The sequence below is a fragment of the Pseudomonas sp. H3_C08 genome, from assembly GCF_054669455.1.
This window is the reverse complement of record NZ_CP162803.1, coordinates 3,239,178-3,262,423: the sequence shown is the minus strand read 5'-3', so window position 1 is coordinate 3,262,423 and position 23,246 is coordinate 3,239,178. Positions and strand designations below refer to the sequence as shown.

10 protein-coding genes are annotated in these 23,246 nt (G+C 61.4%); 4 read left to right on the top strand and 6 right to left on the bottom strand.

The genetic code is table 11. The annotated features are described in order from the left end of the window. Nucleotides 1-62 precede the first annotated feature (62 nt). From AB4N74_RS14855 to AB4N74_RS14835, 5 genes are read right to left on the bottom strand one after another with little or no spacing between them, the layout of a single operon-like run. A complete protein-coding gene (locus AB4N74_RS14855) occupies nucleotides 63-860 on the bottom strand; it encodes an enoyl-CoA hydratase/isomerase family protein (RefSeq protein ID WP_320337681.1) in 798 nt (265 codons plus the stop codon). Continuing rightward, nucleotides 857-2,014 (bottom strand): citronellyl-CoA dehydrogenase, encoded by a 1,158-nt coding sequence (gene atuD / locus AB4N74_RS14850; RefSeq protein WP_320337680.1) that lies wholly within the window; start codon nucleotides 2,012-2,014, stop codon nucleotides 857-859. Before atuD ends, AB4N74_RS14855 begins: the two co-directional genes overlap by 4 nt. 30 nt (nucleotides 2,015-2,044) lie before the next feature. Next, nucleotides 2,045-3,661: a geranyl-CoA carboxylase subunit beta gene (gene atuC / locus AB4N74_RS14845; protein WP_460101037.1), complete on the bottom strand. Its 1,617-nt coding sequence runs from the start codon at nucleotides 3,659-3,661 to the stop codon at nucleotides 2,045-2,047. Between the two features lie 3 nt (nucleotides 3,662-3,664). Further along, complete coding sequence (locus tag AB4N74_RS14840) at nucleotides 3,665-4,534, bottom strand: SDR family oxidoreductase (protein ID WP_460101035.1); 870 nt, start codon at nucleotides 4,532-4,534, stop codon at nucleotides 3,665-3,667. Nucleotides 4,535-4,546: 12 nt separating this feature from the next. Beyond that, nucleotides 4,547-6,331: an acyclic terpene utilization AtuA family protein gene (locus AB4N74_RS14835; protein WP_460101033.1), complete on the bottom strand. Its 1,785-nt coding sequence runs from the start codon at nucleotides 6,329-6,331 to the stop codon at nucleotides 4,547-4,549. Between the two features lie 184 nt (nucleotides 6,332-6,515). On the opposite strand from AB4N74_RS14835, the gene AB4N74_RS14830 reads away from it, so the two are divergent. The 3 genes from AB4N74_RS14830 to AB4N74_RS14820 all read left to right on the top strand — a co-directional run bounded on the left by AB4N74_RS14830 (nucleotide 6,516) and on the right by AB4N74_RS14820 (nucleotide 9,130). Further along, nucleotides 6,516-7,139 carry a TetR/AcrR family transcriptional regulator gene (locus tag AB4N74_RS14830; protein WP_099756828.1) on the top strand — a complete coding sequence of 208 codons (624 nt, stop codon included), beginning with the start codon at nucleotides 6,516-6,518 and terminating at the stop codon, nucleotides 7,137-7,139. 92 nt (nucleotides 7,140-7,231) lie between these two features. After that, nucleotides 7,232-8,029 carry a substrate-binding periplasmic protein gene (locus AB4N74_RS14825; protein ID WP_093435061.1) on the top strand — a complete coding sequence of 266 codons (798 nt, stop codon included), beginning with the start codon at nucleotides 7,232-7,234 and terminating at the stop codon, nucleotides 8,027-8,029. 87 nt (nucleotides 8,030-8,116) lie between these two features. Beyond that, nucleotides 8,117-9,130, top strand: a complete 1,014-nt coding sequence (locus AB4N74_RS14820) for a GNAT family N-acetyltransferase (protein WP_460101029.1) — start codon at nucleotides 8,117-8,119, stop codon at nucleotides 9,128-9,130. 134 nt (nucleotides 9,131-9,264) lie between these two features. Here AB4N74_RS14820 and AB4N74_RS14815 read toward each other — a convergent pair whose 3' ends face one another. Further along, complete coding sequence (locus AB4N74_RS14815) at nucleotides 9,265-9,819, bottom strand: RNA polymerase factor sigma-70 (RefSeq protein ID WP_099756826.1); 555 nt, start codon at nucleotides 9,817-9,819, stop codon at nucleotides 9,265-9,267. A gap of 370 nt (nucleotides 9,820-10,189) precedes the next feature. Here AB4N74_RS14815 and AB4N74_RS14810 point away from each other — a divergent pair, with 370 nt between their 5' ends. Then, a complete protein-coding gene (locus AB4N74_RS14810; protein WP_460101026.1) occupies nucleotides 10,190-23,188 on the top strand; it encodes a non-ribosomal peptide synthetase in 12,999 nt (4,332 codons plus the stop codon). Nucleotides 23,189-23,246 lie beyond the last annotated feature (58 nt).

The following is a 23,246-nucleotide window of genomic DNA, read 5'->3' as shown; positions in this document are numbered from 1 at the left end:
CAGGCTCACTCCTACATCTGGAATGCATTTCCCCTGTAGGAGTGAGCCTGCTCGCGATGCTTTTAAGTGGCCCACCGAGGTTTACGCTTCTGCACAAAAGCCATGGTTCCCTCCACACCTTCGGCGCCAGTCACTGCTTCGCTAAACCACTGCGCCGCCTCATCGAGCAATTCACTTGAAGGCTGCCCGGCACTCGCCAACAACAATTTCTTGGTCATGGCATTCGCCTCCGGCGCGCAACACAGCACATGTTGCAACACCTCATCCAGCCGCTCAGCCAAGGCCTGCGAATCCTCTTCGACGAAATGCACCAGCCCCAGACGGCGTGCCTGGTGCCCATCGAAACGTGCGGCGGTCAGTGCCAGTCGACGGGTTTCGGTGAGGCCGATGCGCTGCACCACAAACGGCGCAATCTGCGCCGGCAGCAAGCCGAGGCTGGTTTCCGGTAAACCGAATTGCGCCTGATGATCGGCAATCGCGATGTCGCTGACACAGGCCAGACCGAAACCACCGCCGAGCACCGCGCCTTGCAGCACGGTGATCAGCACTTGCGGCGTGTGCTGGGCTTCTTCCAGCAGGGCGCCGAACGCCCGGTTCAGAACGCGATAAGCCTCGGTGCCTTGAGCGCGAGCGCTGGCCATGTCCTTGATATCGCCACCGGCACAGAAATGCCCGCCGGCACCGCTGAGCACCAACGCCCGAACAGCGCGGTCATCACGCACAGCCGCCAGCACCGTGCGCAGTTCAGCCACCATCTGCAGGCTCATCGCATTTCGACTGTCCGGCCGATGGAGGGTGATGTGCAGCACGCCGCCATGCAGTTCCAGCAACAGCGTCTGACATTGCGGCAGGCTGCTCATTTCTTTTTCCCCGGGAGGATGCCCATCAGTTTGCAGATAATCCCCAACATGATCTCGTCGGCGCCGCCGCCAATCGATACCAGCCGGACATCGCGGTAGGCGCGGGCCACCGGGTTGTCCCACATGAAACCCATGCCGCCCCAATATTGCAGGCAGCTGTCGCTGACTTCGCGGCCCAGACGCCCGGCCTTGAGCTTGGCCATCGACGCCAGCCGCGTGACGTCCTGGCCTTTCACGTACTGCTCGGTGGCCTGATAGACCAGCGCGCGCAGGCATTCGATTTCGGTCTGCAATTCGGCGAGGCGGAAGTGGATGACCTGGTTGTCGATCAGTGCATTGCCGAAGGTCTTGCGCTCCTTGCAGTACTCGATGGTGCTGTCGACGCAATATTCCAGCCCCTTGATCATGTTTGCCGCACCGAACAGGCGTTCTTCCTGAAACTGCAGCATCTGCATCATGAACCCGGCGCCTTCATGGCCGATGCGATTGCGCTGTGGCACGCGCACGTTGTCGAAAAACACCTGGGCGGTTTCCGAGCTGCGCATGCCGAGCTTGTCCAGGTGCGAGCTGAGGCTGATCCCCGGCGTGTTCATCGGCACCATGATCAGCGATTTGTTGATGTGCGGTTTGTCGTCCGAGGTGTTGGCCAGCAGGCAGATGAAATCGGCGCTCGGCGAGTTGGTGATCCACATCTTGCTGCCGTTGATCACATAGTCGTCGCCGTTCTTGCGCGCGGTGGTTTTCAGCCCGGCGACGTCGGAGCCTGCACCGACTTCGGAGACGCCGATGCAACCAACCTGCTCGCCAGTGATCGCCGGGCGCAGGAACTCTTCGCGCAATTCATCGGAGCCGAAACGGGCGAGGGCAGGCGTACACATGTCGGTCTGCACGCCGATCGACATCGGAATGCCGCCGCAATGAATGGTGCCGAACTCTTCGGCGGCGACAATCGAATAGCTGTAATCGAGGCCCATGCCGCCGAATTTTTCCGGCTTGGAAATCCCCAGCAAACCGAGGTCGCCGGCCTGGCGGAAAATCTCGTGGATCGGGAAGCGTCCGGCTTTTTCCCATTCGTCGACGTGCGGATTGATCTCGTGCTCGACAAATTGGCGGACGGTACGGCGCAGGGCTTCGTGTTCCGGGGTGAAGATCATTGTTATTGTTCTCCGTAGGGTCCGTGGCGGTCAGAACCGGCTGACGCCGAAGCTATTGGGTTGCAGCTTGCGAATGTCGGCCTTGTGGCAGATGTCCAGCAAGTAGCCGAGCAGGGTGCGCGTGTCGCGCGGATCGATCAGCCCGTCGTCCCACAGGTTGGCGCTGCCATAGAGAGCGGTGGACTGGCTGTCGAGTTTCTGCGCGGTGACTTGTTCGAGCATGTCGAGCATTTTCGGGTCTGGCGTCAGGCCGTCCTTCAACTGCTTGGCTTCGGTAACGATGCGCAAGACTTTGCCGGCCTGCGCACCGCCCATCACCGCCGTGCGGCTGTTCGGCCAGGCGAAGATGAAGCGCGGATCGAGTCCGCGTCCGCACATCGCATAGTTGCCGGCACCGTAGGAACCGCCGACGACCATCGTCAGTTTAGGCACCCGTGCATTGGCTACCGCTTGAATCAGTTTCGAGCCGTGTTTGATCACGCCTTGCTGCTCGGATTCGGTGCCGACCATGAAACCGGTGGTGTTGTGAAAGAACAGCAGCGGCGTCTGGCTCTGATCGCACAACTGAATGAACTGCGCCGCTTTGCTCGCGCCGTTGGGTGTGATTGGGCCGTTGTTGCCGATGAACCCGCAGGCGCGGCCCTGAATCTTCAACTGGCCGCAAACAGTTTGCTGATCGAACTCGCCCTTGAATTCGACGAAGCAGGATTCGTCGGCAATGCGCGCGATGATTTCGCGCACGTCGTAAGGTTTTTTCGGATCGTCGGGGATCAGCCCGAGCAATTCATCGATGGGGTAGAGCGGCTCTTTGTATTGCGGCTCCGGCAACCACGGCAGTTGCTCGTTCCACGGCAACATACGGAGGATTTCACGGACCTGACGCACGCCATCGGCATCGTTTTCAGCGAGGTATTCAGCCGTTCCGGCGACCTGTGCGTGCATCTCGGCGCCACCGAGTTCTTCATCGGTGGCGACTTCGCCGGTGGCCGCTTTGAGCAGTGGCGGACCGGCGAGAAACAGCTTGGCCTTGCCGCGCACCACCACCACGTAATCCGACAGCCCCGGCTGATAGGCGCCACCGGCCGTGGCCGAACCATGCACCACGGTAATCTGCGGCAAACCCATTGCCGACATCCGCGCCTGATTGGCAAAACTGCGCGCGCCTTCGACAAAAATCTCGGCGGCGTAATTGAGGTTGGCGCCGCCACTTTCGGCAAGGGTGATCACCGGGAGTTTGTTTTCCTGAGCGATCTGTTGCAGGCGCAGGGATTTTTTCAGGCCAGTGGGCGAGATCGTCCCGCCCTTGATTGCGCTGTTGTTCGCCACCACCATCGCGCGAATGCCGCAGACGTAACCGATACCGGCGATCAGTCCGCCACCGGCGGAACTGCCGTCCTTGTCGTCGTGCAACTTGTAGCCGGCGAGGCTGGCCAGTTCGAGAAACGGCGCGCCGGGATCGAGCAACAGATTCAAGCGCTCACGGGGCAGCAGTTGCCCGCGCTTGTCGAACCTGGCTTTGGCTTCGGTGGCCTTGTTCAACAGGCTCTGTTCGAGTTGCTGCACATGTTCGATCGCCGCGAGCATGGCCGAGCGGTTGCGGGCAAACGCTTCGCTGTGCGGGTCGAGTCGGGACTGGATCTGCGGCATGGCTTACTCCTTGTCCTTCAGCACATCGGGTAAATACGCGCGGTGAAAGCCGTTGAACGACTCGCTGTGGGTCACCTTGTGCAACGGCCATGCACGGCTGCCGAGGCTGGCCGCGCCGTCGATTTTCAAGGTGCTGCCACTGATAAATGCGGCGGCCGGGCTCAGCAAAAAAACAATCGCCGCACTGACTTCCGACTCGGTGCCGATACGCTTGAGCGGCACGTGTTCGCGCAGGGTCGGAATCACCGCTTTGAACGCGCCTTCGTAAGTGTCCATGCCGCTGGAGGCAATCCAGCCCGGCGCCACCGCGTTGACCCGCACGCCGGCATAACCCCATTCGAACGCGGCAGTTTTGGTGAAGTTGTCCATGCCCGACCGCGCCGCGCCAGAGTGACCCATGCCGGGCATGCCGCCCCACATGTCGGCGAGCATGTTGACGATGTTGCCGCCGTGTTTGCTCATCGACTGGTTGAACACTTCCCGCGCCATCAGAAAACCACCGACGAGGTTGGTGCGCAGCACGGTTTCGAAACCTTTCTGATTGATCGAGGCCAAGGGCGACGGGTACTGGCCGCCGGCATTGTTGACCAGACCGTGGATCGGTCCGTGTTCAGCAATCAATTCGCTGACCAGCTGTTTTACCGCTTCTTCATCGCGGATATCGCAAGCCTTCCAGTGCGCGCGGCCACCGTCCTCGGCGATTTCGTCGGTGACCTTTTGCAGCTTCTCCGGCTTGCGCCCGACCAGCAGCACATTGGCGCCGAGGGCCGCCAGTTCATGGGCGGTGCAGCGACCGATGCCACTGCCGCCACCGGTGACGATGATGGTCTGGTCGCTGAACAGATCGGCGTGGAAAATCGACGCGTAAGCCATGCAAACAATCCTCTAGTCGAGCTGTTCGGCGATGCTCTGCGGCACCGGGATCTGGATTTCCAACAGTTGCTGGGCGAAGGCTTTACCTTGCGGATCGATGCGCAGACTGGCCACGCCGCCACCGCCTAGGGCGTTTTCCAATAGAAAATTCAGGCTGTGGGTGCCGGGCAGATACCAGCGTTCGACGCGGCCGTGGATCGGGTCGAGTACATGATTCATCCAGTCGACAACGACGGCCGGGGTCAGTGCTTCGGCGATCCACGGTAGGTATTCGGGTTTGCGCGGCATCACGCCAATGTTGCTGTGATTGCCCTTGTCACCGGAACGCGCGACGGCCAGTTTCACCAGCGCCACACTGGCATCGGCGCGGCCCTGTGGTTTGGGCGGCTGATGGGGCAGGGGCAAATCCGCGCTGTCGAGTGCGCTGAGCGAAGGCAGGGCGCATGGATAACGTTGACCGGCCATGTCGATCTGTACTGTGCAGGCGCTTTTATCGATCAGGAATGAAAACAGACGAATCAGCGGATACACCGTTGGCCGCCCGCCGACGATGCCGGTCAGCCCCGGCGCCATGCCGGTCGCGGCCTGGGCAATTTCCCGGGAGAACAGTACCAGCGCCTGTTTGCTCGGGTGGCGCACGGCGAGCTTGATCACCACTTCGCGGCTGTCGCGGCGCTGGCCGTGGGGGCCGTAGGTGGCTTCGCTGCCGAGCAGTTCGATGTTGATTTCGCTGTAGGGCGCCCAGCCGCGCTGGCTGAACATTTGCGAAGTCTTGTCGATGATCGACTGACTGACCCGCTGCGCTTTTTCCACTGCATCGATACCGGCGATCAGGCAACTGGCGGTGCAACGAAACCCGTCCGGGTAGGTGGCGCTGACCTTGTATTTATCGCTCGGTGGCAGGCCTTTGGCGCCGTGGACGTGCACGGCATTCTTGCCTTGTTGCTGAAGTCTGACCCCAGTGAAATCACAGACCACATCGGGCAACAGATAGGCCTGCGGATCGCCGATTTCATAAAGCATTTGCTCGCCGACGGTCAGCGGGGTGACCAGTCCGCCGCTGCCTTCGGGCTTGCTGACGATGAATTGGCTGTCGGCGCTGACTTCAACGATCGGAAAGCCGATGTGCTCGTAATCCGGCACTTCGCGCCAATCGGTGAAATTGCCGCCGGTGCATTGCGCGCCGCATTCGATGATGTGCCCGGCGAGCGCAGCCTGGGCGAGTTTGTCGTAGTCCTGCCATGACCAGCCGAATTCATGCACCAGCGCCGCACTGACCACCGCGCTGTCGACCACGCGCCCAGTGATGACAATGTCGGCCCCCAGGCGCAGCGCTTCGACAATGCCCGGCGCGCCAAGGTAGGCGTTGGTCGACACGCACATTGGCGGCAGCGGGGCGCCGCTGAACATTTCGGTGATGCCGCTGAGCTGTTTGAGCTGTGGTTGCAGATCATCGCCCAGTAATACGGCGATTTTCAGTGCGACGCCGGCCTTGTCGCAGGCCGCTTGCAGGGCGGCGGCGCAGGCTTGCGGATTGATCCCGCCGGCATTGCTGATCACGCGGATGTTCTGCTCGGCCAGTTGCGGCAGCAGTGGTGTCAGCACGTCGATGAAGTCGCCGGCAAACCCCGCCTGTGGGTCTTTCATGCGTGCCCCGGCCATGATCGACATCGTGATCTCGGCCAGGTAATCGAACACCAGATAATCCAGCTTGCCGCCCTCCACCAGTTGCGCGGCGGCGGTGGACGTATCTCCCCAGAATGCACTGGCGCATCCGATGCGAACGGTGGTGGGCATTTTTATCTCCGACTCAGCAACCTGCGACAGAAGTGTCCTGAGGCTACCAAGCAAGCGCTTGGTTTGTAAACAGTTGAAACTATCTTCTGCCCAAGCGCTTGCTTGGTTGCCGCTGGCGGCTTAAATTGCGCGCAACCCTGCGGTTTCAGGGGGCAACAGACTGATCGACTGTAGGAGAGAACGGGTGGACGAGCAAAAAGCCCTGAGGGTCATGCGCGATTTGGTTGATGAAGGCCAATTGACCGACCCTGACAGCGCCCGCGGCAAATTGCTGCAAGTGGCCGCTCACCTGTTCCGCAACAAAGGCTACGAACGTACCACGGTGCGCGATTTGGCCGGCGCCGTCGGCATCCAGTCGGGAAGCATTTTTCATCACTTCAAAAGCAAGGATGAAATCCTCCGGGCGGTGATGGAAGAAACCATCCGCTACAACACCGCGTTAATGCGGGCAGCCCTGGCCGATGCGGCCAATGTGCGCGAACGCGTGCTGGCGCTGATTCGCTGCGAACTGCAGTCAATCATGGGTGGCAGCGGTGAAGCCATGGCAGTGCTGGTTTACGAATGGCGTTCGCTGTCCGAAGAAGGCCAGACCCAAGTGCTGGCACTGCGCGATGTCTACGAGGACATCTGGCTGCAAGTGCTGGGTGAGGCCAAGGACGCAGGATTTATCCGTGGCGATGTATTTATTACCCGACGTTTCCTCACTGGCGCACTGTCCTGGACGACCACCTGGTTCCGTGCCGGCGGCAGTTTGAGCCTCGATCAGTTGGCTGACGAGGCGCTGATTCTGGTCCTCGAAGCGCGTTGAAGCACTTTCTATCCGGCCGGGAAACTGGCTAACTGGGCGAAACCGCCTAGCTTGAATGCATTGATCGGTATTTTTTCGGGGAGTGGGGTGTTTTGAAGTCTTTGCCAATTCGGACGGCCGCGGGCTTGATGCTCGCAGCGCTGGCTGCATTTTGGGTATTGCCCGCTCAGGCAGCGCAATTGGTCCGGGTCGGCGCGGCGCATTTTCCGCCTTACACCGTTCGCCCGGAAAACGGTGCCGACACAGGCCTTCTGCCGCAATTGGTCGAGGCCCTCAATCGCCTGCAAAGCGACTATCAGTTCGTCCTCGTGCCCACCTCGATTCCCCGGCGTTTCGGTGACTTCAAGCAGGGCCGGATCGACATGGCAATTTTCGAGAATCCCGATTGGGGCTGGAAGGAAATTCCCCACACAGATGTCGACATGGGCCTTGAGGATGCGGAAATTTTCGTCGCACAACGCGAAGATGGCCGGCAGCAGAATTATTTCGCCGACCTCACTGGCAAGCGCCTGGCTCTGTTCAGCGGTTATCACTACGAGTTCGCCAACTTCAACGCTGACCCGAAATACCTCGCACAGAATTACAACGCCACGCTGACCTATTCCCACGACAGCAACCTGCTGATGGTGCTGCGCGGGCGCGCCGATGTTGCCTTGGTGACCCGTTCCTATCTGTTCGATTACCTGCTGCGTAACGAAAAAGTGCGCGACGAGTTGCTGGTGTCGCAGCGCATCGATCAGGTCTATCACCATTACGCGATTCTTCGTCCGACCGCGCCGATCACCGGCGCGGCGTTTGGCAAGTTGTTGCAGGGTTTGCGCGACAACGGTGAAATGCTGAAGATTTTCGATCCGTACAAGATTGCCGTAGTGCCGGTGCCTCACCACTGAGGCACCGATTTTCGGGCAAAGCCTAAATTTCCCCTCCCGGATCACGTCCCATCGTTGAACTGTCGACGATTATCGTGAGCCCGACCCATGTCCAATCTGAATGACCTGACTTCCCTGGCCTTGCCTGCGGGCAGTCAACTGATCGCTGATGTCAGCGAAAGCCGTCTGAGCCTGAGCCTGGACGGACAACCGCTGATCCGCTTGCGCCTCGATCAAGACGTAAAGGGGCCGATCCAGATCGATGAGCGTTTTGCGTTGCCGCCCGGGCAGGCGTTGTGGGCAGCCTGTTACTGGCTGTTCGCGCGGGATCCGGGGTGCCGTCAATTGACCTGGCAACTCGATCAGCCACCGACCGAAGCGTTGCTCAGTGGCTTGCTGGTGAGCACCGAAGTGGCTGGCGAATATCGCTGCGAGCGCACGCTGTTCTGGCAATTGCCGCAACCTTGGCTTGGGACTTCGCTGACGGGCAGCTATCCGCAGCAAATGGTCATCAGCCAAGGTAAACGTCATCCGCTGCGGCCAGTCAAACCGCGCGGTGAAGTGTATCGGCGTTTCGATGCCCGCCTTGGTGCGTGGATTTCCCTGCGCACTGTAGAGATCGAAGCAGACCTGGCGCGCTTCAACCGCTGGCAGAACAGCCCGCGCGTCGCCAGTTTCTGGCAGGAAGAGGGCAGCCTCGAGAAGCATCGCGAATACCTGAGCAAGCTCGATGCTGACCCGCATACGCTGACGCTGATTGGCTGTTTCGATGATCAGCCGTTTGCCTATTTCGAAGCCTACTGGGCCAAGGAAGATCGCATCGCGCCGTTCTACGATGCCGACAATTATGATCGCGGCATTCACATGCTGGTCGGCGAGGAAGAGCACCGTGGCCCGCATAAAGTGGCGAGCTGGTTATCGGCGCTGGTGCATTACCTGTTTCTCGAAGATCCGCGCACTCAGCGGGTGGTCGCCGAGCCACGGGCCGACAACGCGAAGATGATCGGCCATATGCAGAATCAGTGTTTTCACTGTGAGAAAGAGTTCGACTTCCCGCACAAGCGCGCGGCGCTGATGATGTTGGGGCGTGAGCGATTTTTTGATCGGTGCAGGTTGGCGTGAGCTGATCGGGCTCAGGATCTTTGTGATTTTGAGTCCGTCTTCGCGAGCAAGCTCGCTCCCACATGGTTTCTGCATACGCAGATCTAATGTGGGAGCGAGCTTGCTCGCGAATGGCTTGACGCCGAATTCAGATCCTAGCGACGACCCGCAATCACCGCATCCCGCCGACTGCCCGACACCTTGCGGCAGTGCACCAGTGCATCACGAATCATGAAGTTGACCAAGGTTGGCGAAACACCCAGTTCCTTGGCAATGTCCTTTTGCGGCACGCCGTGCAGGCGGTACATCTCGAACGCATAGCGCGTGCGGCTGGGCAGTTCGGTCAGCGCGTCGGCGATGTTTTCCAGGGTCGAGAAATTGATATGCGAGGTTTCCGGCGAAGCACCCTGGATGACCACATTCAGCCCTTCCTCTTCAGGGCCGGAGTACTTCTGCTCAAGCGCCTGTTTGCGGTAGTGATCGATGGCGAGGTTGCGCACGATCTGGAACAGATAGCTCAGTTGAGCCTTGATCGACGACGTGATCGGTGGCGCCGATTGCAGTCGGAAAAACGCATCCTGCACCACATCTTCGGCGCGCGAACGGCAGCCGGTAATGCGGGCTGCAATCTTGACCAGAATCAGTCGATTGTCGACGAATGCATGAAGTAGCGGTGAATCGCACTTGCTTGTGGATACTTGTTCCGTCATGGAAATCACCTTGCTGCCAAATAGGTTCGTGGGGCGCCTTGGGGGAGGGGCGTCCTACACATCGAGCGACAAATTATGTTGAATGATAATGATTGTCAATTGAGAAAGAGAAGTAATGCGCTACAAAAGTGCGTTCTGAGAACTGCGACACGCCGCCGCACCCCGGCCGCATTGGCGCTCCTGCCCGCCGACTAATTATTTCAAGACGTCATCCGTTCTCATTGGTGAATGGTTCCGGGCGCACAACCCCGGCCACACCACATTCCGCAGCCTTGCGTGGTCGGCACAGACCGCGCCCTGCATGCCCTTCGAGGGGCGTGACGCAGCAAACCCGATTCCATTAGCAAGCCGAATTCAGGCAGGAAACCTCATGACCGACGCGTTCGAACTCCCCAGCACTCTGGTCCAAGCCCTCCAGCGCCGCGCGGCCCTGACGCCGGATCGACTGGCCTTGCGTTTTCTCGCCGAAAACGAAGAGCAGGCTGTGGTACTCAGTTATCGTGAGCTGGATGAGCGCGCACGCACCATTGCGGCAGCGCTGCAAGCCGAGGCTGCCTTCGGTGACCGCGCGGTATTGCTGTTTCCCAGCGGTCCGGATTACGTCGCGGCTTTTTTTGGCTGCCTTTACGCCGGCGTGATCGCAGTGCCGGCCTATCCGCCGGAATCCGCGCGCCGTCACCATCAGGAGCGTTTGCTGTCGATCATTGCCGACGCCGAACCGCGTCTGCTGCTGACCAGCGCCGAGCTGCGCGACGCCTTGCAGCAGATCGAGGGTGCGCCGCCGTTGTTGTGTGTCGACACTCTCGACAAGACACTGGCGCAAAACTGGGTTGAACCGAGCCTGCCGCAAGACCACATCGCTTTCCTGCAATACACCTCCGGTTCGACTGCACTGCCCAAAGGCGTGCAAGTCAGCCACGGCAATCTGGTCGCCAACGAGCTCCTGATCCGTCACGGTTTCGGCATCGACGTGAACCCTGACGATGTGATCGTCAGCTGGCTGCCGCTGTACCACGACATGGGTTTGATCGGTGGTCTGCTGCAACCAATTTTCAGCGGCGTGCCATGCATTCTGATGTCGCCGGCGTACTTCCTCGGTCGGCCATTGCGCTGGCTGGAAGCGATCAGCGAATACGGCGGCACCATCAGCGGCGGGCCGGACTTCGCCTATCGCTTGTGCAGCGAACGGGTCAGCGAGTCGGCGCTGGAACGTCTCGATCTGAGTCGCTGGCGCGTGGCCTATTCCGGTTCCGAGCCAATCCGTCTCGACACCCTTGAGCGCTTCGCCGAGAAGTTCGCCGCATGCGGTTTCAGTGAGCACAGCTTCATGGCCTCGTACGGTTTGGCCGAAGCCACGCTGTTCGTCGCCGGCACCCCGCGCGGCACCGGTATCCCGGCACTGCGCGTGGACGATCAGGCGCTGGCACAAAACCGCGCCGAGCCGGGCGATGGCAGCCCGATCATGAGTTGCGGCATCAGCCAGCCGGAACACGCGGTGCTGATTGTCGAGCCGAACACGCTCGTCGAACTCGCCGACAACGCGGTCGGCGAAGTCTGGGCCGCAGGCCCGAGCATCGCCCACGGCTACTGGCGCAATCCTGAAGCGAGCGCCAAGACCTTCGTCCAGCACGCCGGCCGCACCTGGCTGCGCACCGGCGACCTGGGCTTCATGCGCGACGCGGAGCTGTTCATCACCGGACGCCTGAAAGACATGCTGATCGTGCGCGGCCACAACCTGTATCCACAGGACATCGAGAAAACGGTCGAGAACGAAGTGGAAGTGGTGCGCAAGGGTCGCGTCGCTGCATTTGCGGTCAATCAGGATGGCGAGGAGGGCATCGGCATCGCGGCGGAAATCAGCCGCAGCGTGCAGAAAATCCTCCCGCCGGAGGCATTGATCAAAGCCATTCGCCAAGCCGTGGCTGAGGCTTGTCAGGAAGCCCCGAGCGTGGTGGTGCTGCTTAATCCCGGCGCCTTGCCGAAAACTTCCAGTGGCAAATTGCAGCGCTCGGCGTGCCGCAATCGTCTGGCCGATGGCAGCCTCGACAGCTACGCGGTGTTCCCGTCGAACACCGTTGAAAGCCAGGATGCAGTCACCAGCGCCTCAGAACTTGAAGGCTTGATCGGCAAGATCTGGGCTGAGCAACTCAACGTCAAACAGGTCAATGCCGACGACCACTTCTTCCTGCTCGGCGGCAACTCGATCGCCGCTACGCAAGTGGTCGCCCGCGTGCGTGAAGAGCTCGCGCTTGAGCTGAACCTGCGCCTGTTGTTCGAAGCACCGACCCTGGCAGCGTTCGCCGCAGCCGTTGCGCAACAGCAGCAGGACGGCGGCAGCGCCCAAGGTGCAATCACCGCACTGTCGCGCAGCGAGCCGATGCCGCAATCGCTGGCACAAAACCGTTTGTGGATCACCTGGCAACTCGACCCACAGAGCAGCGCCTATAACATTCCCGGTGCCCTGCGTTTGCGCGGCGAACTGGACGAAGACGCTTTGCGTGCCAGCTTCCAGCAACTGATCGAACGCCACGAATCCCTGCGCACGCGTTTCTTCGAGCGCGACGGCGTGGCCCTGCAACAAGTGACTGCCGGCGCCAAATTCAACCTGCAACTGATCGACATCAGCGACTTGCCGGCGCCTGAGCGCGAGGCCCGTGCGCAACAAATCCGCGAAGACGAAGCACGCACCCGGTTCGACCTGGAAAAAGGTCCGCTGCTGCGGGTGACGCTGGTGCGTCTCGACGACGAAGATCACCAATTGCTGGTGACGCTGCACCACATCATTGCCGACGGCTGGTCGCTGAACGTATTGATCGACGAATTCTCGCGCCTGTACGCCGCCGCTTCGCAAGGGCTGACGGCCAACCTCGCGCCATTGCCAACCCAGTACGCCGACTACGGCAGCTGGCAGCGTCAATGGCTGGCGCAAGGCGAGAGCGCGCGGCAACTGGCCTGGTGGAAAGCGCAGTTGGGCGACGAGCATCCAGCGCTGGAACTGGCCACCGATTACCCACGCTCCGCCAAGCAAACTCACAGCGCCGCACGCCACACCGTGCGTCTGGGCGCGAGCCTCAGCGATGCGCTCCGTAACACGGCACAGGCTCAGCAATCGACCCCGTTCATGCTGTTGCTCGCGGCATTCCAGAGCCTGCTGCATCGCTACAGCGGTCAGCGCGACATCCGCATCGGCGTACCGAACGCCAACCGTCCACGCCTGGAAACCCAGGGCCTGATCGGCTTCTTCATCAACACCCAAGTGCTGCGAGCAGAGATCGATTCGCGCCTGTCATTCGTTGCGCTGTTGGCCCAGACCCGCAACGCCGCACTCGGTGCCCAGGCGAATCAGGATCTGCCCTTCGAACAACTCCTCGAAGCCTTCCCGCAGGCCCGCGAACAAGGTCTGTTTCAGGTCATGTTCAACCACCAGCAACGTGATCTGAGTGCGCTCAAACGTCTGCCGGGTCTGCTCGCCGAAGAACTGCCGTGGCACAGCCGCGAAGCCAAGTTCGACCTGCAATTGCACAGCGAAGAAGACCGCAACGGTCGCCTGACCCTGTCGTTCGACTACGCCAGCGAACTGTTCGATGTGGCGACCATCGAGCGTCTGGCCGAGCATTTCAGCAACCTGTTGCGCGACGTCTGCGAACGTCCGGAGCAAGCCATCGGTGATCTGCAACTGCTGACCGCCACTGAGCACGATCAGCAACAGCACTGGGGCGTTGCGCCATGCACCCCGGCGCAACAATGGCTGCCAGAACTGCTCAACGAACAGGCGCGCCTGACCCCGGAACGCACCTCGCTGGTGTGGGACGGCGGCAGCCTCGACTTTGCCGAATTGCACGCGCAAGCCAACCGCCTCGCGCATTACCTGCGCGACAAAGGCGTCGGCCCGGATGTCTGCGTGGCCATCGCTGCCGAGCGTTCGCCGCAACTGCTGATCGGCTTGCTGGCGATCATCAAGGCCGGCGGCGCCTATGTGCCACTGGACCCGGATTACCCGGCCGATCGTCTGGCTTACATGCTCCGCGACAGCGGCGTCGAACTGCTGCTGACCCAGACCGAATTGCTCGGCCGCTTGCCGGCCAGCGCCGGCGTCAGTGTCATTGCCATGGACGCGTTGCACCTGGAAAACTGGCCGAGCCAGGCACCGGGTCTGCACCTGCACGGCGATAATCTCGCCTATGTGATTTACACCTCGGGTTCCACCGGTCAACCGAAAGGCGTCGGCAACACCCACGTGGCGCTGGCCGAGCGTCTGCAATGGATGCAAAACACCTACCGCCTCGATGAAACCGATGTGCTGATGCAAAAGGCACCGATCAGTTTCGACGTGTCGGTGTGGGAATGCTTCTGGCCACTGATCACCGGCGCGCGTCTGTTGATTGCCGGCCCCGGCGAACATCGCGATCCGCATCGCATCGCCCAGCTGGTTCAGGCCTATGGCGTGACCACGCTGCACTTTGTACCGCCGCTGCTCGCGCTGTTCATCGACGAACCACTGAGCGCCGAATGCACCAGCCTGCGCCGGGTGTTCTCCGGCGGCGAAGCGCTGCCCGCCGAACTGCGCAACCGCATCCTCGCGCAACTGCCGGCGGTGCAATTGCACAACCGTTACGGCCCGACTGAAACCGCGATCAACGTCACCCACTGGCATTGCACCACTGCCGATGGTGAGCGCTCGCCGATCGGTCGTCCGCTGGGCAACGTGATCTGCCGCGTGCTCGACACCGATCTCAATCCGCTGCCGGCCGGTGTGCCGGGTGAATTGTGCATCAGCGGCATCGGCCTGGCTCGCGGTTACCTTGGTCGTCCATCGATGACCGCTGAACGCTTTGTGGTCGATCCATTGGGCGAGCAGGGCGCCCGGTTGTACCGCACCGGCGACCGTGCGCGCTGGACATCCGAAGGCGTGATCGAATACCTCGGCCGCCTCGATCAGCAAGTCAAACTGCGTGGCTTCCGCGTTGAACCGGAAGAAATCGAAGCACGCTTGCTCGCCCAGGACGGCGTCGCCCAAGCCGTGGTGCTGGTGCGCGAAACCGCTGCCGGTGCGCAGCTGATCGGCTACTTCACCGCGACCGATGCCAGTGAAAATCCTGACGAGCAAATCACCCGGCTGAGAACTGCGCTGGCCGCCGAGCTGCCGGAATACATGGTCCCGGCGCAACTGATGCGTCTGGACGCCATGCCCCTCAGCCCCAGCGGCAAACTCGACCGCCGCGCCTTGCCCGAGCCGCAATGGCAAGTGCGTGAACACGTCGAACCGGTCACTGCACTGGAACAGCAGATCGCCGCGATCTGGCGCGAAGTGCTCGGTCTGCCTCAAGTCGGTCTGCGCGACGACTTCTTCGCCCTCGGCGGTCATTCGTTGCTGGCTACGCAAATCATCTCGCGTACTCGTCAGGCCTGCGACGTCGAGCTGGCGTTGCGCGCCTTGTTCGAACACAGCGAACTGGCTGATTTTGCCGAACAGATCCGCCTGATCCAGGCCAGCGGTCGCACCAACAAACAGCCACCGATCGACAAGGTTGATCGCAGCCAACCGGTGCCGTTGTCGTACTCGCAACAGCGCATGTGGTTCCTCTGGCAGATGGAGCCGGACAGCCCGGCGTACAACGTTGGCGGCATGGCGCGCCTGCGCGGCGTGTTGCATGTCGAGTGTTTCGAGGCCGCGCTGCAAGCGCTGATCCTGCGCCACGAAACCCTGCGCACCACCTTCCCGAGCGTCGACGGCGTCGCCCGTCAGCAGGTGCATGGCGAAACCGGTGTGCGCATGAGCTGGAAGGATTTTTCAAAACTTGCCGCCGATGTGCGTGAGCAAAAGGTTCAGCAACTGGCCGATGACGAAGCTCATCTGCCGTTCGATCTGGAAACCGGCCCGCTGCTGCGCGCCTGTCTGGTGAAGACTGCCGAGCACGAACATTACTTTGTCCTGACTCTGCACCACATCGTCACCGAAGGCTGGGCGATGGATATTTTCGCCCGGGAACTCAGTGCGCTGTACGAAGCCTTTGTTGATGACCGTGATTCGCCGCTTGAGCCGCTGCCGGTGCAGTACCTCGACTACAGCGTCTGGCAACGCAATTGGCTGGAATCCGGCGAGCGTCAGCGCCAACTCGACTACTGGACCGCGCAACTCGGTCGTGAACATCCGCTGCTGGAATTGCCGGGGGACCGTCCGCGTCCCCCAGTGCAAAGCCATCAGGGTGAGCTGTTCCGTTTCGACCTCAGCGACGACCTCGCCGCGCGGGTTCGTGCGTTCAATGCGCAAAACGGTCTGACCCTGTTCATGACCATGACCGCCGCGCTTGCCACGCTGCTTTACCGCTATAGCGGCCAGACCGATCTGCGCATTGGCGCGCCAGTGGCCAACCGCATTCGCCCGGAAAGTGAAGGGCTGATCGGTGCATTCCTCAACACCCAAGTGCTACGTTGCCAGCTCGACGGCATGATGTCGGTCGGCGAACTCTTCGAGCAGGTGCGTCACACCGTGATCGAAGGCCAATCGCACCAGGACCTGCCGTTCGATCATCTGGTTGAAGCCTTGCAACCACCGCGCAGCGCTGCGTACAACCCGCTGTTTCAGGTGATGTGCAACGTGCAGCGCTGGGAATTCCAGCAGAGCCGCATGCTCGCCGGCATGACCGTCGAGTACCTGGCCAACGATGCACGAGCGACCAAGTTCGACCTCAACCTGGAAGTCACCGACCTCGACCATCGCCTCGGTTGCTGCCTGACTTACAGCACCGATCTGTTCGACGAGCCGACCATCGCGCGCATGGCCAAGCATTGGCGCAATCTGCTCGAAGCGCTGATCGCCGATCCGCAACAGCGCCTCAGTGAATTGCCGCTGCTCGATGCACCTGAGCAACAGCACCTGCTCGACAGCCTCAGCATCGAGTCGGGCGAGCATCGTCTCGATCAGTGCATTCATCACCTGTTCGCCGAACAGGCGCTGGCCCGCAAAGACGCGCCGGCCCTGACCTTCGCCGGGCAGACCCTGAGCTACGCCGAACTCGACGCCCGCGCCAATCGTCTGGCCTGGGCCTTGCGTGAGCGCGGTGTCGGCCCGCAGGTGCGGGTCGGCCTGGCGCTGGAGCGTTCGCTGGAAATGGTCGTCGGCCTGCTGGCGATTCTCAAGGCTGGCGGTGCGTATGTGCCGCTGGACCCGGAATACCCGCTCGACCGTCTGCATTACATGATCGAAGACAGCCGCATCGGCCTGCTGCTCAGTGATCGCGCCATGTTCAAAGCCCTTGGCGATCTGCCGTCAAGTGTGGCGCGCTGGTGTCTGGAAGAAGACAGCGCGGCACTCGCCGCTTACCCGGCTCGCGAGCTGCCGTTTATCAGCCTGCCGCAGCATCAGGCGTACCTGATTTACACCTCGGGTTCCACCGGTAAACCAAAAGGCGTGGTGGTCTCCCACGGCGAAATCGCCATGCACTGCCAAGCGGTGATCAAGCGGTTTGCCATGCGCCCCGACGACTGCGAACTGCACTTCTATTCGATCAACTTCGACGCGGCGACCGAGCGCCTGTTGGTGCCGTTGCTCAGTGGCGCGCAAGTGGTGTTACGTGCGCAGGGGCAGTGGGACGCGGAAGAAATCTGCGATTTGATCCGCACGCATAAAATCAACGTGCTTGGTTTTACCCCGAGCTACGGCAGTCAGTTGGCGCAGTTCCTCTCGACGCAAAACGAGATCTTGCCGGTGCGGATGATCATCACCGGCGGCGAAGCGCTGACCGGTGAGCACCTGCAACGGATTCGCGCGGCGTTCCAACCGGCAATGTTCTTCAATGCCTACGGCCCGACCGAAACCGTGGTCATGCCCCTGGCCAGTCTGGCGCCGGAGGTGCTGGAAGAGGGTGCTGGCAGTGTGCCGATCGGCAGCGTGATTGGCGCGCGCGTGGCGTACATTCTCGACGCCGATCTGGCATTGGTACCGCAAGGTGCGACCGGTGAGTTGTTCGTCGGTGGGGCCGGTCTGGCGCAGGCCTATCACGACCGTCCGGGCATTACCGCCGAGCGTTTTGTCGCTGACCCGTTCGCCACCGATGGCGGGCGCATGTATCGCACCGGTGACCTGGTGCGCCAGCGTGCCGATGGTTTGGTGGAATATTTGGGACGAATCGACCATCAGGTGAAAATCCGTGGATTCCGTATCGAACTGGGCGAAATCGAAACGCGTCTGCTCGATCACGAGTCGATCCGCGAAGCTGTGGTGCTCGCACTGGATGCCCCGAGCGGCAAACAACTGGTTGGCTATCTCGTCACCGAGGTTGCCGAGCAAAGTGAAGCCCGTCAGGCTGAACTGCGCGACGCCCTCAAGGCGCACCTCAAGGCACAACTGCCGGATTACATGGTGCCGACTCACCTGATTCTGCTGGCGAGCATGCCGCTGACCGCCAACGGCAAATTCGACCGTCGCGCCTTGCCGGCGCCGGACCCTGAGTTGAATCGTCAGGACTACGTCGCGCCGAGTAACGAACTGGAGCAGACCCTGGCGCAGATCTGGTGCGAGGTGCTCAACGTCGAGCAGGTCGGCCTCAACGACAACTTCTTCGAACTCGGTGGCGACTCGATTCTGTCGATCCAAGTGGTCAGCCGTGCGCGTCAGCAAGGCATTCATTTCAGCCCGCGTGATCTGTTCCAGCATCAGACCGTGCAAACCCTCTCCGCTGTGGCCAGTCGTACCGAGCAGGTGACGGCCGAGCAGGGCCTGGTGGCTGGCGAATCGGCCCTGACGCCGATTCAACATTGGTTCTTCGACACGGAAATCCCTGAACGTCAGCACTGGAACCAGGCGTTGTTGCTGGAGCCAACTGTGGCACTGGAACCGCATCGACTGGAGCAGGCGCTGCTGGCGGTGATTGAGCAGCATGACGCCTTGCGTCTGCGCTTCACCGAGGCCGACGGCCAATGGCAAGCGACGCATCAACCAGCCTCCGATGCGGTGGTGTTGTGGCAAGTGCGCGTGACCTCGATGGACAAGTGTGAAGCACTGTTCGCTGATGCTCAGCGCAGTCTCGATCTTGAACAAGGCCCGTTGGTGCGTGCCGTGCTGGTCGATGGCCCTGAAGATCAACAACGCCTGTTTATCGCCATCCATCACTTGGTGGTCGACGGCGTGTCGTGGCGCGTTCTGCTCGATGATCTGCAAACCGTGTATCGCCAACTCGACGCCGAACAAGCGGTGAAACTGCCGGCGAAAACCAGTGCCTTCAAAGACTGGGCGGCACGTTTGCAGGCCTACGCCGGCAGCGAATCCCTGCGCGAAGAACTCGACTGGTGGCAGACCCAACTGGCCGGGCCGAACGCTGATCTGCCCTGCGAAAATCCGCAGGGCGGCCAGCAGAATCGTCACGCACAAACCGTCAGCGTGCGCCTCGATGCCGAGCACACCAAACAGTTGTTGCAACAGGCTCCGGCGGCCTATCGCACGCAGGTTAATGACCTGCTGTTGACGGCGTTGGCCCGAGTGTTGTGCCGCTGGAGCGGTCAACCGTCGGCGCTGATTCAACTGGAAGGCCACGGCCGCGAAACCCTGTTCGACGAGATCGACCTGACCCGCACCGTCGGCTGGTTCACCAGCGCTTACCCGCTGCGTCTGACCCCGCACAACATCGAAGAAGCTGCGGGGCAGGGCGCTTCGATCAAGGCAATCAAGGAGCAACTGCGCGCGGTGCCGCACAAAGGCCTCGGCTACGGCGTGCTGCGTTATCTCGCCGATGACCTCAGCCAGCGCAGCATGGCCGCGCTGCCGCAGGCGCCGGTTACCTTCAACTACCTCGGCCAGTTCGACCAGAGCTTCGGCAGCGATGCGCTGTTCCGTCCGCTGGACGAGCCGGTCGGTGCCGCGCACGATCCGCAGGCGCCATTGCCCAACGAGTTGAGCATCGACAGCCAGGTTTACGGCGGTGAATTGCTCCTGCGCTGGACCTTCAGCGCCGAGCGTTATGACGCGCAGACCATCAACGATCTGGCCGACGCTTACCTCGGTGAGTTGCAAAGCCTGATCGCCCATTGCCTGCAAGACGAGGCCGGCGGCCTGACGCCATCGGACTTCCCGCTGGCCAGGCTGACTCAGGCGCAACTCGATGCCTTGCCGGTGCCGGCCGCGCACATCGAAGACGTCTATCCGCTGACGCCGATGCAGGAAGGCATGTTGCTGCACACCTTGCTCGAACCGGGCACCGGCCTGTACTACATGCAGGATCGCTACCGCATCAACAGCGAACTCGACCCGCAGCGTTTCGCTCAGGCCTGGCAAGCGGTGGTCGCCCGTCACGAAGCGCTGCGTGCCTCGTTCTGCTGGAACGTTGGCGAAGACATGCTGCAAGTGATTCATACGCCGGGTCGTACGCCAATCGAATATCTGGACTGGAGCGCCATCGCTGAAAACGAGCAGGAACCGAAGCTGCAAGCCCTGCTGAAAAGCGAGCGCGAGGCCGGTTTCGATCTGCTCAATCAGGCGCCGTTCCACTTGCGCCTGATCAAGGTCGGCGCGTCGCGTTACTGGTTCATGATGAGCAACCACCACATCCTCATCGATGCCTGGTGCCGCTCGTTGCTGATGAACGACTTCTTCGAGATTTACACCGCGCTGGGTGAGGGTCGTGAAGCGCAACTCGCCGTACCACCGCGTTACCGCGATTACATCGGCTGGCTGCAACGCCAGAGCCTCGCCGAAGCGCGGCAGTGGTGGCAGCAGAACCTGCAAGGGTTCGAGCGCACCACGCCGATTCCGAGCGACCGTCCATTCCTGCGTGAACATGCCGGTGAAAGCGGCGGCATGGTCGTCGGCGACCGCTACACCCGCCTCAATGTCGAGGACGGTGCGCGTCTGCGGGAACTGGCGCAGGCGCATCAACTGACCATCAACACCTTCGCCCAAGCGGCGTGGGCTTTGGTCCTGCGGCGCCTGAGCGGCGATCGTGACGTGCTCTTCGGTGTGACCGTGGCCGGGCGCCCGGTGGACATGCCGGAGATGCAACGCACCGTCGGTCTGTTCATCAACAGCATCGCGCTGCGGGTGCAGATGCCGGCTGATGATGAACGCAGCAGCGTGCGTCAGTGGCTCAGTGGTTTGCTCGACAGCAACATGCAGCTGCGCGAGTACGAATACCTGCCGCTGGTGAACATTCAGGAACAAAGCGAATTGCCGAAAGGCCAGCCGCTGTTCGACAGCCTGTTCGTCTTCGAAAACGCCCCGGTGGAAGTTTCGGTACTCGATCATGCGCAGAGCCTGAATGCGACTTCGGACTCGGGCCGTACGCACACCAACTTCCCGCTGACGGCGGTGTGTTACCCGGGCGATGACCTCGGTCTGCACCTGTCGTACGACCAGCGTTATTTCGACGAATCGACCATCGAGCGCATGCTCGGCGAGTTCAAACGCCTGCTGCTGGCGCTGGTCGATGGCTTCCATGGCGACATGGCCGATCTGCCGCTGCTAGGCACAGAGGAACAGGACTTTCTGCTGCACGGTTGCAACCAGAGTGCCCACGATTATCCGCTGGAGCAGAGCTACGTGGCGCTGTTTGAAGCGCAGGTTGTCGCGCATCCGCAACGGATTGCCGCTACGTGCCTTGATCAACAACAGAGCTATGCCGAGCTGAACCACAACGCCAACCGTCTCGGCCATGCACTGGTCGCCGCCGGTGTGCAGATGGATCAACCGGTGGCCTTGCTCGGCGAACGTAACCTCGATCTGCTCGGCATGATCATCGGCAGCTTCAAGGCCGGCGCGGGTTATCTGCCGCTGGATCCGGGCCTGCCGAGTCAGCGTCTGCAACGCATCATCGAATTGAGCCGCACGCCGGTGCTGGTCTGCTCTAAAGCATGCTTTGAACAGGCGCAGACCTTGCTGGATGAATTCAGCTGCGCCAATCGCCCGCGCTTGTTGGTCTGGGAAGAGATTCAAGCGGCAGCGACAGCGGCGCAGAACCTCGGCATTTACAGCGGCCCGGACAACCTCGCTTACGTGATCTACACCTCGGGTTCGACCGGCCTGCCGAAAGGCGTAATGGTCGAACAGCGCGGCATGCTCAATAACCAGTTGAGCAAGGTGCCGTATCTGCAACTGAGCGAGGCCGATGTGATTGCGCAGACCGCTTCGCAAAGCTTCGATATTTCGGTCTGGCAATTCCTTGCCGCGCCATTATTCGGCGCGCGGGTGGACATCGTGCCGAACAGCATCGCCCACGATCCGCAAGGTTTGTTGGTGCACGTGCAAGCGCAGGGCATCACCGTGCTGGAGAGTGTGCCGTCGCTGATTCAGGGCATGCTCGCCTCGGAGCGCCTGAGTCTGGATGGCTTGCGCTGGATGCTGCCAACCGGCGAAGCGATGCCACCGGAACTGGCGCATCAATGGCTGCTGCGTTATCCGGACATTGGTTTGGTCAACGCGTACGGTCCGGCGGAGTGCTCGGACGACGTGGCGTTCTTCCGTGTCGACATGGCGTCGACGCGCGGCAGTTACTTGCCGATCGGCACGCCGACCGACAACAACTTGCTCTATCTGGTCGATGGCGCGTTGGAACTGGTGCCGTTGGGCGCGGTGGGTGAGTTGTGTGTTGCCGGGACCGGCGTCGGGCGCGGCTATGTCAGCGATCCGCTGCGCACCGCGCCGGTGTTTGTGCCGAACCCGTTCGGTGCGCCGGGCGAGCGTCTGTATCGCACCGGTGACCTGGCGCGGCGTCGCAGCGACGGTGTGCTGGAGTACGTTGGCCGTGTTGACCATCAGGTGAAGATTCGCGGTTATCGCATCGAGCTGGGTGAGATCGAAGCGCGCCTGCATGAACAGCCGGAAGTGCGCGATGGCGCGGTCGCTGTGCAGGAGGGCGTCAACGGTAAACACTTGGTCGGTTATCTGGTTGCGGCCGATTCGGCACTCAATCCGAGCGAACGCCTGGAGCGGATCAAGCAGCGCCTGCGCGCCGAACTGCCAGAGTACATGGTGCCGCTGCACTGGTTGTGGCTCGAGCAAATGCCGCTGAACGCCAACGGCAAGCTCGATCGCAAAGCCTTGCCGGCGCTGGAGATCGGCCAGTTGCAGAGCGAGGATTATCTGGCCCCGCGCAATGATCTTGAACAGACGTTGGCTGATATTTGGGCCGAGGTGCTGAAGGTCGAAAAGGTCGGTGTACGCGACAACTTCTTCGAGCTGGGCGGGCATTCGTTGCTGGCGACGCAGATCGCCTCGCGGGTGCAGAAAACCCTGCAGCGCGATGTGCCGCTGCGGGCGATGTTCGAGTGCAGCACGGTGGAGGAACTGGCCGAGTACATCGATGGACTGGCGGCGAGTGATATCACCGAGGAGAAGGTTGATCGGTTGAATGATCTGATGGCGGAGCTGGAGGGCCTCTGATTCTCTAGTGTCTGCACTGGCCTCATCGCGAGCAGGCTCACTCCTACAGGGGAACGCA

Coding starts and splice junctions, on each gene's coding strand:
- AB4N74_RS14855 (WP_320337681.1), bottom strand. CDS start 860: ATGAGCAGCCTGCCGCAATGTCAGACGCTGTTGCTGGAACTGCATGGC.
- atuD (WP_320337680.1), bottom strand. CDS start 2,014: ATGATCTTCACCCCGGAACACGAAGCCCTGCGCCGTACCGTCCGCCAA.
- atuC (WP_460101037.1), bottom strand. CDS start 3,661: ATGCCGCAGATCCAGTCCCGACTCGACCCGCACAGCGAAGCGTTTGCC.
- AB4N74_RS14840 (WP_460101035.1), bottom strand. CDS start 4,534: ATGGCTTACGCGTCGATTTTCCACGCCGATCTGTTCAGCGACCAGACC.
- AB4N74_RS14835 (WP_460101033.1), bottom strand. CDS start 6,331: ATGCCCACCACCGTTCGCATCGGATGCGCCAGTGCATTCTGGGGAGAT.
- AB4N74_RS14820 (WP_460101029.1), top strand. CDS start 8,117: ATGTCCAATCTGAATGACCTGACTTCCCTGGCCTTGCCTGCGGGCAGT.
- AB4N74_RS14815 (WP_099756826.1), bottom strand. CDS start 9,819: ATGACGGAACAAGTATCCACAAGCAAGTGCGATTCACCGCTACTTCAT.
- AB4N74_RS14810 (WP_460101026.1), top strand. CDS start 10,190: ATGACCGACGCGTTCGAACTCCCCAGCACTCTGGTCCAAGCCCTCCAG.